Annotated in this window: 4 protein-coding genes; all 4 read right to left on the bottom strand. The window is 74.4% G+C overall.

Annotation, left to right across the window (positions count from 1 at the left end; translation table 11 throughout):
- Positions 1-23: 23 nt before the first annotated feature.
- A complete protein-coding gene (locus ACTOQ1_RS05660; RefSeq protein WP_440064960.1) occupies positions 24-3,314 on the bottom strand; it encodes a non-ribosomal peptide synthetase in 3,291 nt (1,096 codons plus the stop codon).
- Positions 3,311-3,520: an MbtH family protein gene (locus tag ACTOQ1_RS05655; protein ID WP_362676169.1), complete on the bottom strand. Its 210-nt coding sequence runs from the start codon at positions 3,518-3,520 to the stop codon at positions 3,311-3,313. The genes ACTOQ1_RS05660 and ACTOQ1_RS05655 overlap by 4 nt, the downstream gene beginning before the upstream one ends.
- Positions 3,517-9,087 carry an SDR family NAD(P)-dependent oxidoreductase gene (locus tag ACTOQ1_RS05650; protein WP_440064958.1) on the bottom strand — a complete coding sequence of 1,857 codons (5,571 nt, stop codon included), beginning with the start codon at positions 9,085-9,087 and terminating at the stop codon, positions 3,517-3,519. Before ACTOQ1_RS05650 ends, ACTOQ1_RS05655 begins: the two co-directional genes overlap by 4 nt.
- A 326-nt stretch (positions 9,088-9,413) precedes the next feature.
- Positions 9,414-14,498 carry an amino acid adenylation domain-containing protein gene (locus ACTOQ1_RS05645; RefSeq protein ID WP_440064956.1) on the bottom strand — a complete coding sequence of 1,695 codons (5,085 nt, stop codon included), beginning with the start codon at positions 14,496-14,498 and terminating at the stop codon, positions 9,414-9,416.
- Between the last annotated feature and the right edge of the window lie 191 nt (positions 14,499-14,689).

Raw genomic sequence — 14,689 nt, 5'->3', positions numbered from 1 at the left:
CCGGTTCCTCTTTGGCCCTCAGGTCACTCATCCGCGGGGTCCTCCAGCGTGGCGAGCAGAGCCGCCAGCTCCTCGTCGTCGTCCCCGAGCTGCAGCTCCAGCACGGCGAGGGCGTGCTCGGTCACCGTGGTGATCTCGAAGCACCGCCGCAGCGGCATCTCCACGCCGTACGTCTCCCGGTAGCGGGTGACCAGCAGCACCGCCAGCAGCGAGTGGCCGCCGAGCTGGAAGAAGTCGTCCTCGACGCCGATGCGCTCGCGGCCGAGCAGCTCGCTCCACAGCGCGCACAGCTCGGTCTCCAGCGGGGTGCGCGGCTCCGTGTACGGCGTGCCGAGGTCGGCCCGGCCAGAACCGGTCGGCGCGGGCAGCGCGCCCCGGTCGAGCTTGCCGCTGGGACCGAGCGGGAGGTGGTCGATCCCGACGAACGCCTGCGGGATGAGCGCGGCGGGCAGCTTCTTGGCGAGCGTCCTGCGCAGCTCCGCGGTGAGCGCCGAGGCGTCTCCCGACCAGTCGACGTAGCCGACCAGCCCGCGCCCGCCGGGGGCGTCGTCGCGCAGCGCCACGACCGCCCGGCGCACCTTCGGGTGCTCGGCGATCACGGCCTCGATCTCGCCGAGCTCGACCCGCCAGCCGTGCACCTTCACCTGGTCGTCCAGTCGCCCCAGGAACTCGATGTCCCCGTCGGCGCGGACCCTGGCCAGGTCGCCGGTCGCGTACAGCCGCGAGCCGGGCGGCCCGTACGGGTCGGGCACGAACCGCTCGGCCGTCAGGCCGGGGCGGCCCGCGTAGCCGCGCGCCACCTGGACCCCGCCGATGTGCAGGTGCCCGGGTACGCCGACCGGCGCGGGCCGGAGCAGGTCGTCCAGGACGTGCAGGCGGTTGCCCGGCATCGGCGGGCCGATGGGCAGCGTGTGCAGCGCGTCGACCCCCTCGGGCTCGACCCGCCAGGCGGTCACGTCGACCGCCGCCTCCGTCGGCCCGTACAGGTTGTGCAGCTCCACCCCGGGCAGCCGCTCGAAGAAGCGGGCGGCCAGGCGCGGCGGCAGCTCCTCGCCGCTGCAGATCACCCGCTTCAGCGAGTGGCACGACTCGATGCCGGTCTCCTCCAGGAACAGGGCCAGCATCGAGGGGACGAAGTGCGCGGTGCTCACCGAGTGCGCCTTGATCAGGTCGCGCTGGTGGTTGGGGTCGCGGTGCCCGCCCGGCCGGACCGGCACCAGGGACGCCCCGGTGACCAGCGGCCAGAAGAACTCCCAGACCGACACGTCGAAGCTCGTCGGGGTCTTCTGCAGGACCGCCTCGGCCGGGGTGAGGCCGAACCTGTCCTGCATCCAGGCGAGCCGGTTGACGATGCCCCGGTGGGTGTTGACGACGCCCTTGGGACGCCCGGTCGAACCCGAGGTGTAGATCACGTACGCGGCGTCGTCAGGGCCGGTCGCGGGAAGCGGCGTTCCCGGGGGCTGCGGTCCCCAGGTGTCGGGCGCGTCCAGCAGCACCGGTTTGACGGCGCCCTCGGGGAGCAGGTCGCGCAGGTGACGCTGGGTCAGCATCACCCGGGCCCCGCTGTCGGCCAGCATGAACGCCAGCCGCGACGGCGGGTACTCCGGGTCGAGGGGGACGTACGCCCCGCCCGCCTTGAGCACCGCGAGCAGGCCGACGACCAGCTCGGCCGACCGCTCGGCGCACACCGCCACCGGGCTGCCCCGCCGCACCCCGATCCCGCGCAGCCAGCGGGCCAGCTCGGTGGCGCGCCCGTCCAGCTCCGCGTACGTCAGCGTGACGTCGCCGGTGACCACGGCGGGCGCGTCCGGCGTCCTGGCCACCTGAGCCTCGATCAGCGAGGTCAGCGTCGCACCGGCCCCGGAGGTCACGGCGTCCCGCGCGCCGGCGGGACCGGTCCCGCCCACCGTGCCCGCCACGCCCGCCGCGCCGGCCAGGAGGTCCACGACGCGCCCGGAGTCCTCACCGGTACCGAGCGCGACGACGTGGTCCCGCTGGGCGGGGGTCAGCAGCGGCAGCCGGGAGATCGGCGTCTCCGGGGCGGCGACCGCGGCCTCGACCAGCGTCTCCAGGCAGGCGCCGAACCGCTCGATCGTGGACCGGTCGAACAGGTCGGTGCTGTACTCCAGCCGGGTGTGCAGCCGCCCCTCGCGCATGTTGAGGTCCAGCTGCAGGTCCACCTTGGCGGTGCCGTTGGCGATCTGGCCCTCGTTGGTGTCGGCGGCCAGGTTGAACATCACCTGGTAGATCGGCGGCACGCTCAGGTCCCTGGTCGGCTGCAGCGCCTCCACCAGCCGCTCGAACGGCAGCTCCTGGTGGTCCAGGGCCTCGGCGACCGTGGTGCGCACCCGCCCGGCCGCCTCGGCGAACGTCGGGTCGCCGGTCAGGTCGGCGCGCAGCGCCACGGCGTTGACGAACATGCCGATGACGGGTTCGGTCTCGGGCAGCAGCCGCCCCGCGATGGGGGTGCCCACCACCACGTCGTACTGCCCCGACCAGCGGGCCAGCACGGTCGCGAACGCGGTGAGCATGACCGTGAACAGCGTCGAGTTCAGGTCCTTGGCCAGGCGCTGGATCCCGGCCGACACCTCGGGGGAGAACGCGCCCAGCTGCATCTCGCCCCGGTAGGAGCGGCTGCGCGGGCGCGGCCGGTCGGCGGGCAGGGCGAGGTCGGCCGGGATCCCGGCCAGCCTCTCCCGCCAGTGCGCCAGCTCGTCCTCGACGAACTGCCCGGTCAGCCTGCCCCGCTGCCAGACGGCGAAGTCGGCGAACTGGATGGGCAGCTCCGCCAGCTTGGGCTCGCGCCCCTCGCCGATGGCGTCGTAGCACTCCTCCAGCTCGTTGACGAAGACGTGGCTGGAGACGCCGTCGAACACGGTGTGGTCGAACACGCAGATCAGCCGCAGGTCGTTCTCGCCCATCCGCACCTGCCGCAGCCGCCACAGCGGCGCCTGGTCCAGCACGAACGGCGTGACCGAGTCCGACTTGGCCAGCCTGGCGAGCTCGGCCTCACGCTCGCCGGCGGGCAGGTGGGTGAGGTCGGTCTCGGTGAGCCGCACCGGGGGGACGGCGCCGCTGACGATCTGCACCACCTGGCCGTCCCTGAACTCGAAGACGGTGCGCAGCACCTCGTGGCGGCGTACCACGTGGGCGACGGCGGCCTCCAGCCGGCGCGGATCGACCGGCTGGCGGGCGCTCATCGGCATGAGCATGCCGATGTTGTAGACGGCGAGCTCGGGTTCGAAGCGGGCGAGGAACCACATCCGCTCCTGCCCTGAGGAGGACGGGAAGACGTCCACCACCTGTTCTGTCATCCCGCGTCTCCCGCTTTCATCGCCTCGCGCAGGCTGCGCGGACGCATGTCGGTCCAGACCTGCTCGATGTGGGCCAGGCACTCGTCCTTGGTGCCGGTGAAGCCCGCGTCGTGCCAGCCGTCAGGGTTGTCGCGGCCCGAGGGCCAGATGGAGTACTGCTCCTCGTCGTTGAGGACGACCTTGGTGTCGGGAAGGGGTTCGCTCACTGCTGCTCACTCCTGCGGGGGAGACGGGGGATCATGGTCTGGTTCGCGGCCGGGGCGGTCTCCGCCGCCGGCGCGGTGGCGCGTGCCTGCTCGATCAGCGCGGTGACGCCGGCCACCGTGGGCTCCTCGAAGAGGCTGCGCATCGGCAGCCGCACGCCCAGCTCCTTGCGGATCAGGGCGATGAGCTGCACGGCGATCAGCGAGTTGCCGCCGAGCTCGAAGAAGTCGTCGTCGACGCCGATGCGCTCGCCGCCGAGCACCTCGCTCCACAGCCGGGCGATGGCGGTCTCGACGTCGCCGCGCGGCGCCACGTAGTCGTCGGCCGCCGCGCCGCCGGGACGGGGGCGGTCCGACACGGCGGCCGGGTCCAGCTCCGTCTCGACCGTTTCCTGGGTGACCGACCCGACACCGGCCAGGTAGGCGGCCACCGGGGTCGCGGCGATCACCACCTGCGCGCCGAGCGGGGTGGCCAGCAGCCGGTGGAACGCCTCGGCGCCCTCGGCGGGGCGGATGCCGACCGCGTCGGGGCCTCCGGCGGTCGTCGCGACCTGGCCGCCCTGGTCGGGGACGGTGACCGTGCCCGCCCGCTGGGCTCCGGCGTCGGCCGTCACCCCGGCCACCACGGCGTCGGTGTTGATGCGGCGCAGCACGTAGTCGGAGATCTCGGTGACGATCCTGCCGTCCGCGTCGATGAGCGTCACGTCGACCGCCAGCACCTCGTCGGTGCCGCTGTCGCGGAAGCGCATGTGGCTCCAGAACCTGCCGGGCAGCCGGTCCCTGACGGTGATGCGGCCGTAGCCGAGCGGCAGGTAGTGGCCGACGACGTCGATCCAGGTGAAGGAGGTGGCGCTGTCCAGCAGCGCCGGGTGCAGGCCCCAGCCGTCCAGGTCCTCCGACAGCTCCGCGGGCAGCTCGAACAGGCCCAGGGCCTCGTTCTGGCCGATGTACCACTTGCTCATGTGGCCCCAGTGGGGGCCGAGCGTCAGCAGCCCGGACAGCGGCACGCCGCCCTGCTCGTCGGACGCGGGGGTGCAGCGCTCGATGATCGCCGCCACGTCGGCGTGCCCGGCCGGCCCGGCGTCGACCTTGGCCGCGGTGCCGCGCGCGTGGGTGCGCTGCTCGCCGCCGATGACGCTGCGCACCTGGAAGTCCGCGCCGTCGGCCTCGGTGCTGAACGTCACCCGTACCTCCGCGGAGGACCCGTCGGCCACCGACAGCGGCTCGACGAACACCACGTCGCGCAGCTCGACGGCGCCGGGGCCGGGCAGCACCACCTCACTGGCGCAGCGGGCCAGCTCCAGGTGGCCGGTGCCCGGCAGCACCGGCACCCCGGAGATGCGGTGCCCGTCGAGCGCCCAGTGGGTCTCGGGGGAGAGGCTGCCCCCGGCCCAGCCGAGCTCCTCGCCGTCGGCCTCGTGCCAGGCGGAGATCACGGGGTGGTCGACGGCCCTGATCCGGTCGCCGCGCTGCAGCGCCACGAACCCGGCGGGCGCGGCGACCTCGGCCGCCATGCCGACCTCCAGCCACTTGCCCCAGTTGGCGGAGACGACCGTGGCCGAGCCCCAGCCGTGCTCGCCCCTGGCGTGCGCGTCGAGGAAGTTGTTGGCCGCGCAGTAGTCGACCTGGCCGAAGCCGCCCGCGACCGCGGTGATCGACGAGCAGAGCACCACGGACTCCAGGTCGAGGTCGCCGAAGGCCTCGCGCAGCGCGAGCGTGCCGACCACCTTGGGCGCCAGCACCTCCTCGGCGGCGGCCCGCTCCTTGATCTCGGCCATGCCGCCGCCGGGCAGTCCCGCGGCGTGCACGATCACGTCCACCCGGCCGAACCCGGCGATCGTCTCCTCCCGCACCCTGCGCATGTCGGCGGGGGAGGTGACGTCGGCGGCGAGCACCAGGACCTCGGCCCCGGCCTCCTCCATCCTGCGGATCGCCGCGATCGCCCGGCCCGCGCGGCCGGCCTCGTGCGCGTCCCACTCCGCCCGGTCGGGCAGCCCGGACCTGGACAGCAGGACCAGCCGTACCCGGGCCCGCGCGGCGAGGTCCTCGGCGAGCGAGATGCCGATGCCGCCCAGGCCGCCGGTGATCAGGTAGACCTGCCCGTCCCGGGGGCCCGCCTGCCCGCCGGCCGCCTCGGCCGTCTCCGCCGTCTCCGCAGAAGACGCGGGCACCTCCAGCTGCTCGTAGTGCTGCAGCCAGCGGCGGCCGCCCCTGATGCTCACGGTGGGCAGCAGCCCCGCCTCGTCCGGCTCGGGCCTCCTGCCCAGCTCCGCGGCGGCGTGCCTGGCCCAGTCGCGTCCCTCGACGTCGACGTGGCGCACCCGCAGCCACGGGGTCTCCAGCGGCACCACCCGGGGGAACCCGGCGAGGGTCGCGTGCTCAGGGCGGAGCAGGTCGCCGCCGGTGACGTCCTGGGCCCCCGAGGTGAACAGCGTCAGCTCCACCCCGTCGGCGGCGTCGGCGGGCTGCGCCGCGGTCAGCGCCTGCACCAGGGCCAGCACGCTGAAGAAGCCGCGGTCCTGAGCCTTCCAGGTCCCCTCGGTCCCGGCGGCGGGCTCACCGCCGACGGTCCACGCGTGGACCACCCGTCCCGGCACCTCGCCCACGGCCGACAGCAGCGCGTCGTAGTCGGCCCGCTCGGCGGGACGCACGGTGTGAACGCCTTCCGGGTTCTCCGAGGAGAACCCGTCGCCGGGCCGTACCTCGATCACCTCGGTCCCCGTCGCGCGCAGCGCGTCCACCAGCCCGGCCGAGCCGTCGTCGGCGAACACCAGGGCCCGGGTGACCGGCGACAGCGGCGCCGGTCCCGGCGGGACCTGCCGCCACACCGGCACGCTGAACCAGCGGTCCAGCGGCAGGTCGTCCTCGACCGGCGCGGGGTTGGCCACGCCGCCGACGAACGCGCCCTGCGGGTCGGGGTCGATCCAGGCGCGCTGGCGCTCCCACGGGTAGGTCGGCAGCGAGACCCGGTTGCCCTCCTCGCCGAACGCCTCCAGCGCGACGCCGTTCACCCACAGGGTGCCGTACGCGGCCGACAGCACGGCAGTGTCTCCGGTGTCGCCACCGGCGTCCTTGGGGCCGGGCAGGGAGGGCAGCGGCGCGACCGCGCCCGGCGGGGTCTGCGCCCTGGCCAGCCCGGACAGCTGCCTGCCGGGGCCGCACTCGATCATGATCCAGTCGCCGTCGGCGAGCAGGGCCGCCACGCAGTCGCCGAACAGCACCGGCTCGCGCATGTGCCGGGCCCAGTACGACGGGTCCGTCGCCTCGTCCGCGGTGATCCAGGTGCCGGTCACGTTCGACAGGAACGGCAGGCTCGGCGCCGACCGCTCGACCCCGGCGACCAGCGCGTGGAACTCGCCCAGGATCGGGTCCATCATCGAGGAGTGGAAGGCGTGCGAGGTGCGCAGCTCCATCCTGCCGACGCCCTCCTCCTCCAGCAGGGCCGACAGCTCGGCGATCGAGGCCGGGGGGCCGGCCACCACGCACGTGCCGGGTCCGTTGACGGTCGCCACCGACACGCCGTCGGGCAGCAGCGGCCCGATCTCGTCCGGCGCGAGCTGCACGGCGAGCATCGCCCCGGCGGGCATGCCCTGCACCAGGCGGCCCCTGGCGGCCACCAGCCGCAGCGCGTCCGGCAGGCTGAAGACCCCGGCCACGGTCGCCGCGACGTACTCGCCGATGCTGTGGCCGATCATCCCGGCGGGCTCGACGCCCAGCGAGCGCCAGAGCGCGGCCAGGGCGTACTCCACGGTGAACAGGGCGGGCTGGGTCAGCGCGGTCTGCCGCAGCCGCTCGTCGGCCTCCTCGCCGGTGGCGAAGATCAGCTCGCGCAGGTCCTCGCCCAGCACCGGCCGCAGGATCTCGGCGCACTCGTCGACCGCGTCCCTGAAGACCGCCTCGGTGCGGTACAGCTCGGCGCCCATGCCCGCGTACTGCGAGCCCTGCCCGGAGAACAGGAACGCCGGGCGCGGGGTGCGGCGTGAGGCGGCACCGGAGACCGTGCGCTTGGGGTCGCGGAGCGCGGCGACCGCGTCGGCGACGTCGGAGGCCACCACCGCGCTCCTGCGCGACAGCTCCCTGCGCCCCACCCGCAGGGTGTGGGCGACGTCGGCGAGGTCGGCGTCGGGGTGGGCCTCCAGGTGCGCGGCCAGGCGCTCGGCGGCGGCGGCCAGCGCGGTGTCGGTCCTGCCCGACAGCCGCAGCAGGTGCGCCGGGCGGGGCTCGCGCCCCTCGCGCCCCTCGCGCTCCTGGCGGGAGGGCGCCGGCGCCTCCTCCAGCACGATGTGCGCGTTGGTGCCGCCGATGCCGAACGAGCTGACGCCCGCCCGCCGGGGGAAGCCGTTGCGCTCCCACTTGGTCGGCGTCCCCGTCACGTAGAACGGGCTCCGCGCGAAGTCGATCTTCGGGTTGGGGCTCTCGTAGTGCAGCGTCGGCGGGATCAGCCCGTTCTCCAGGGCCAGCACCGCCTTGATGATGCTGGCGATGCCCGCCGACTGGCCCAGGTGGCCGATGTTGCTCTTGACCGAGCCGATGCCGCACCACTGGGTGTCGTCGGTGTCCTGGCCGAACACGCTGCTCAGCGCCGCGACCTCGATCGGGTCGCCCAGCGCGGTGCCCGTGCCGTGCGCCTCGACGTAGGTGACGGTGCGCGGGTCGACCCCGCCCACCCCGAGCGCCTGGGCGATCACCGCGGCCTGGCCGTCCATGCTGGGCGCGGAGAACCCGACCTTGCTCGCGCCGTCGTTGTTGATCGCGTTGCCCAGGATGACCGCCCGGACGTTGTCGCCGTCCTCGATCGCCTCCGACAGCCGCTTCAGCACGATCACGCCGCCGCCGCTGCCCCAGATCGTCCCGGCCGCCTTGGCGTCGAAGGCCCGGCAGTGGCCGTCGGGGGAGACGATCCCGTCCTCGTCGTACACGTAGCCCTGGCCCTGCGGCAGGTCGAGCATCGCGCTGCCCGCCAGGGCCATGTCGCACTCGCCGTTGCGCAGGGCCTCGGCGGCGACGTGGATCGCGACCAGCGAGGTCGAGCACGCGGTGTGCAGGGTGTAGCTCGGGCCGCGCAGGTCCAGCTTGTACGACGACAGCGTGGCGCAGTAGTCGACGTGGTTGCCGACCATGACGGCGAGCCAGCCCGCGTTCGCGTGGGCCTGCGCGTTGCTCCTGATGTTGATCCACTGGTAGAAGTCCCCGCCGGAACCGGCGTAGACGCCGATCTCGCCCGGATACCTGAACGGGTCGTAACCCGCGTCCTCCAGGGCCGTGTGCGACAGTTCGAGGAAGAGCCGGTGCTGCGGGTCCCGGATCTCCGCCTCCCTGATCGACATGCCGAAGAACGCGGCGTCGAACCCCTGGTGGTCGTCGAGCATCATCGCGGCCGGTACGAAGTCCGGGTCGTCGAGAATGTGGTCGGGCACGCCGAGCGCCCGCTGTTCCTCGCGGGTGAAGTGCGTCAGCGACTCGACTCCGTCGGCGAGGTTGCGCCAGAACTGCCTGGCGTCCCCGGCTCCCGGCACCCGGCACGAGAGGCCGATGATCGCGATCGGTTCGACGGTGGGCTCCTCGGCCATGCGGGGGTCCCTTTCTTCCATGCCTGGCGCGGTCGGCGCCGGTGCGGGGGGTTGGACGGGGATCGGTGCGGTTTCCGGTGCGCGAGGTCGTGCGGGTGGCGACGGGATCGCCGGCTCGGTCGTCGGATGGGTCACCGGCCGGGTTCGCGCTCCGGGAGGTCGTGCGGTAGCCGGTTCGGTCTCGGATGTGAGGGGGTGGACGGGTGTCGGTCCGGCCCCGGGGGCCGAAGGGGGTGCGGATGTCGGTTCGGATGCGGGCCCTGGCCCGGATTCGGCTGCGGGGCCGCGTCCGGGCTCGGATTCGGGTGCGGGTGATGGCGCGGTTGTCAGCTCGGCTTCCTTGAGCGGTCCTTGAGGCGGTCCCGCCGCACGGCGAGCCGCCGTGCGGCGCGGTCGAGGCCCGGAGTGGGGCCTCCACCGTCGAGATGCGCGGCCAGCGCGCGGATGGTCGGGTGGCGGAACAGGTCCACGATCGGGATCTCCCGGCCGAGGGCCGAGCCCAGGCGGGCCTGGACGGCGGCGATCGCCAGCGAGTGGCCGCCGATCTCGAAGAAGTTGTCGGCCGCGCCCACCCGCGGCACGCCGAGCACGGCCCGCCACACCTCGGCCACGGCCCGCTCGGTCGGGCCGGACACCTCCCCGCCCGCCTCGCCTCCCGGCCGGGACGCGGGGCGGCGCAGCGCGGCGCGGTCGACCTTGCCGTTGGGGGTGAGCGGCAGCGTGGGAACCACGATCACCTCGGCGGGCACCGCGTGCTCGGGCAGCACCGCGCGCAGGTGGTCGAGCAGCCGCGGCGCGGCCAGCCCTGGCCTGCGGGGCACCGCGTAGGCGTGCAGCACCGTCTCGCGCCGCTCGTCCCGGTCGGCCACCGCGGCGGCGGCGCGGACCTCGGGGTGGGCGGACAGCGCCGCCTCCACCTCGCCGAGTTCCACCCGGAAGCCGCGGATCTTCACCTGGTCGTCGCGCCGTCCGGCGATCGTCACCGTGCCGTCGGGGTTGAGGCGGCCGAGGTCGCCGGTGGCGAAGGCGTCCCCGGTGAAGCGGAGCCGGGTGAGCCCGGCGTCGAGATAGCCGGTCGCCAGGTTGGCGCTGCGCACGACCACCTCGCCCAGCTCGCCCACCCCGGCCCGGCCGCCGTGCCCTGCGACCACGACCAGCTCGCTGCCCTCGATGCCGCGCCCGGCGGGGACGGGTTCCGCGCTCTCGCGCACCCCGGCGGGGATCTCGTACCAGGCGTGGGCCTGCGGGGTCTCGGTGGTGCCGTAGAAGGCCACCAGGCGGGCTGCCGGGACCAGGCGGCGCAGCCGCGCGGCGTCGGCGTGGGTGAGCCGGTCGCCGCCGGTCGCGACCAGCCGGACCTCGGGCAGCGTCGCGCCGGTCCCGCAGAGCATCCTGGCCAGCTGCGGGGTCAGGTGCAGGACGGTGACGCGGTGCTCGCGCAGCCACGCGACGAGCCGGACGGGGTCGCGGAGCAGTTCCCGCTCCGGCACGCACAGCCGGGCGCCGGTGGCGAGCGGCACGAACACGTCGCGTAGCGCGGGGTCGTGCGCCAGGCCCGACAGCAGGGCGAAGCGGTCGGCCGGGGTCACCGCGAAGGTCGCCGCGTACCAGGCGACGAAGTGCGCGAGCGGCCCCTCGCCGGTCACCACCGGCTTGGGGTCGCCGGTGGTCCCCGAGGTGAGCGACAGGTAGCCCCGCTCGGGGTGCGGCTCCCGCGGCGCCTCGCCCGTCTCCGGCGTCCGCGCGCCGGACGGCCCGGTTCCGGACGGCCCGGTCTCCGGGAACGTGATCTCCGGAAGGCCCTCCAGGGAGGGCGCGCCCGGGCAGCGCAGTGCCGCCACGGCCCCGGCGGCGGCGGCCTGGCGGGCCAGCACCGGCGCCGGGTGCGCCGGGTCGAGGATCACCCAGCGGGCCCCTGCGGCCAGCACCCCCAGCAGCAGCCCGGGAAGCTCGGGGACCCGCGCGGCGAGCACCGCGACGGCCTGGCCCGGCTCCACCCCGGCCGCGCGCAGCGCCGAGGTCGTGCGGTGGCGCAGCGCGGTGAGCCCGGCGTGCCCGAGGACCCGCCCCGCGCCCTCCACCACGACGTCGCCGTGCAGGGTGTCCAGCGGCCCGGGACCGTCCCAGACCGGCAGCGCGGCGGGCGGTTCCTGCGGGGCCAGCCGGGCCTCGCGCGCGGCCCCGCCCGGGTCGGCGAGCAGGTCGCCCAGCAGGTGCGCGTAACCGGCCAGCAGGGCGTCCATCCTGGCGGCGGAGAACAGGTCGGGGTTGTAGACGAGCTGCAGGGCGTATCCGTCGCCGCGTTCGCTGACGTACATCGTCAGGTCGAACAGCGCGCCCGGCAGCCCGGCCGGCAGCGGCTCGGTCACGCACCCCGGCAGGTCCAGCTTGGGCTCGGCGAAGTTGTACATGTTGAACAGCACCTGCGTCACCGGGTTGCGCCCCAGGTCGCGCGGCACGCGCAGTGCCTCCACGACGCGCTCCAGCGGCACGTCGCCGTGGGAGACGACCTCGGCGAGCTCGTCGCGGCAGCGGGCCACGTGCTCCTCGAACGAGGCCTCGGGATCCAGCCGCAGCCGCAGCGGCAGCATCCGCACGCACATGCCGATCAGCGACTCGAACGCGACGTGCCCCCGGTCGGCGTACGGGGTGCCGACGAGCAGGTCCCGCTGCCCCGACAGCCTGGCGAGCAGTTGCGCGAACGCCGCCAGCAGCACCGGGTACGGGGTGACCCCCAGCCGGACCGCCAGCTTCCTGACACGGCCTCCGATCTCGGCGTCAATCTCCGCTGTTCGGAGCGCTCCAAAAAAAGTTTGCACAGGTGGGCGGGGGGTGTCCCTGGGCAGGTCGAGCACCATGGGGGCGTCCCTGAGGTGCTCTCGCCACCAGTCGACCCCGTCGCCGTCCGAGCGCTCCCTCGACCAGCGCGCGTAGTCGGCGAACGACGCGCCCGCCGGCACCCGGGGCTCGCCGCGGTAGGCGGCGCTCAGGTCCCGGTAGAAGACGTCCTGGGACCAGCCGTCGAAGACGATGTGGTGCGCGGTCACCGCGAGCACGTGGTCGTCCTCGGCCAGCCGGATCAGCCTGGCCCGCACCAGCGGGTCGCGCGCCAGGTCGAACCGTGTCCGCGCCTCCTTCTCCAGCGCCGCCTCCAGCGCCGCCTCGGGGTGGGGGAGCGCGGAGAGGTCGTCGAGCGGGAGCGGCACCTCGCCGGGCGGGACGACCGTCACGTGGGGCACGCCGTCGCGGGAGGTGATCCGCCAGCGCAGCGTCTCGTGCCCGGCCACCACGGACTCCAGGGCGCCTCGCAGCGCGCGGTGGTCCAGCGGGCCGCGCACGCGCTCGGCCATCGCGATGTTGTGCGCGGGGGTGTCGGGGGCGAGCCGCTCCACGAACCACATGCGCCGTTGCGCGGGCGACAGCGACGGAGGCTCGCCCGAGGGGGAGGACCCCTCGGCGTCCCGCCGGGGGGCGTTCTCGACACCGGAGGAGAGGGCGCCGTAGGTGCGGGCCGCGTAGACGTCCTCGACCGAGATGTCCCGGCCGAGCTCCGCCCTGACGGCCGACACCAGGCGCATCGCCCGCAGCGAGTGCCCGCCGCGCTCGAAGAAGTCGTCGTCGGGGCCGGGGGAGGGGGCGTCGAGCACCCGCGCCCAGATCCCCGCCAGTCCCGATGCCTCGGCCGTGTTCCCGGTGGTGTTCCCGGCGGTGCCTCCGCTCGCGGTCCCGTTCGTGTCCCCGGGTGTCCCGGAGGCGTCCCTGGGGAGGGCGCGCAGGGCGGTGAGGTCGACCTTGCCGGAGGCGTTCAGCGGCAGGGAGGGAACGTGCACCACGCGGGTGGGCAGCATGTAGACCGGCAGCCGCCCGGCGCAGTGCACCCGCAGGGCGGCCAGCCCCGGCGCGTCCAGCGGCGCGACGTAGGCGACCAGCTCGCCGGGGGCGTCGACCACCGCCTGCGTCACCCCGGGGTGCGCCCGCACCACCGACTCGACCTCGCCGATCTCGACCCGCTGCCCCTGGATCTTCACCTGCCGGTCCAGCCGGCCCATGAACGCGATCCGGCCGTCCTCCTGCCAGGCGACGCGGTCGCCGGTGCGGTAGAGCCGCGCCCCGGGCACGCCGTCGAACGGGTCGGGCACGAACCTCTCGGCCGTCATGGCGGGCAGGCCCAGATAGCCGCGGCTCACCTGGGGCCCGCCGATGTACAGCTCGCCGGGAACGCCGACGGGACACTCGCGCATGTCCTCGTCCAGGACGTGCGCCCGGCAACCGCGCAGGGGGTACCCGATCGGCAGCGACCGCTCCCAGGTCCCCGACAGCTCGGTGCCGACCACGCAGACGGTGGTCTCTGTGGGGCCGTACCAGTTGTGGAAGCGGGTGTGCGCCGACCAGCGGGCCACCTGCTCGGGACCCGGCGGCTCGCCGGCCGTGACCAGGTCGCGCAGGTGCGGCAGCCGGGCCGGGTCGACCAGCGGCAGCAGGGCGGGCGGGACGAACCCCCAGGTGACGTCGTGCGCCTCCAGGAACCGCTGCAGGCGGCCCGGGTCGGTCCTGTCCTCGTCCGGCACCAGCTGCACGCAGCCGCCCACGGTGAGCGGCGCGAGCATGTCGAGCACCGAGACGTCGAACCCGAGCGCGGAGAACGCGATCGACCGGCAGGTGCCGTCCAGGCCGAAGTGGGCCGCCGCGGCCGAGGCGAACGCGACCACGGAGGCGTGGCTCACGACCACGCCCTTGGGCCGCCCGGTCGATCCGGACGTGTACAGAACGTAGGCGGCGTTCCCCGGCAGCGCCGGGCCGCCGCCGACGATCTCGGCGGCGCGTTCCGCAGCGATTTCGGTCAGGTTCCCGGCCGGGGTTCCGGCGGCGGTTCCGGAGCTGGTTTCGGACACGGTTCCGGTCGCGGCGCGCGTTTCCGGCTCGACCAGGGGACGCCCGCATCCGTCCAGCAGCATGCGGCCGTGGCCGTCGGCCACGACGACCGCGACGCCCGCGTCGTCGAGCACCTCCTCGAGCCGCCGGCGTGGATGCGCCGGGTCGAGGGGGACGTACGCGCCGCCCGCCATCATGATGCCGAGGACGGCGACGGTCATCAGCGGTGTGCGCCTGGCACAGAGGCCGACCCGGTCCTCGGGACGCACCCCGAGGACGCGTAGCCGCAGCGCAAGCGCGGTGGCGGCGCCGATCAGCTCGCGGTAGGTGAGGCTGGTCTCCCACTGGCGGATCGCCGGCGCGGAGGGCGTCCGCGCCGCCTGGGCGGCGACGAGGTCGCACAGCAGCGCGTCCGGGGCGATGTGGGACGGTCCGGCCGTCCAGGCGGCGGGAGCGGGAGCCGTCGGCGGCGCCGGTGGAGTGGACGACGGACCGTGCAACGAGGCGGACGACGAGTCCCCCCGCATCGCTTCGAGCATTCACCCCCCATAGCCCTAAACAGGGTTTTTGCCCTGTCAAGTATTCACAAGCGATAAGCCAGATCATTCCTATTATTTGCGTCATCGGCAGTCAAGGATTGAAAGTTAAACGTGTGTCGGAATGCCGGTTTCGGCCGCGCGGGAAGATCGTTGGCCGTTCTCACGCTCCGATATCGCCGCAGTTCACGGCG

The sequence above is a fragment of the Streptosporangium sp. OZ121 genome (assembly GCF_051918885.1).
Taxonomy (GTDB): Bacteria; Actinomycetota; Actinomycetes; order Streptosporangiales; family Streptosporangiaceae; genus Streptosporangium.
Note: the sequence above shows the minus strand (reverse complement) of the source record. Positions and strands in the feature narration are given on the sequence as shown.

Bases quoted from the DNA above. Each gene is read 5' to 3' on its own strand.
- ACTOQ1_RS05645 (WP_440064956.1), bottom strand. From the start codon at position 14,498: ATGCTCGAAGCGATGCGGGGGGACTCGTCGTCCGCCTCGTTGCACGGT.
- ACTOQ1_RS05660 (WP_440064960.1), bottom strand. From the start codon at position 3,314: ATGACAGAACAGGTGGTGGACGTCTTCCCGTCCTCCTCAGGGCAGGAG.
- ACTOQ1_RS05650 (WP_440064958.1), bottom strand. From the start codon at position 9,087: ATGGCCGAGGAGCCCACCGTCGAACCGATCGCGATCATCGGCCTCTCG.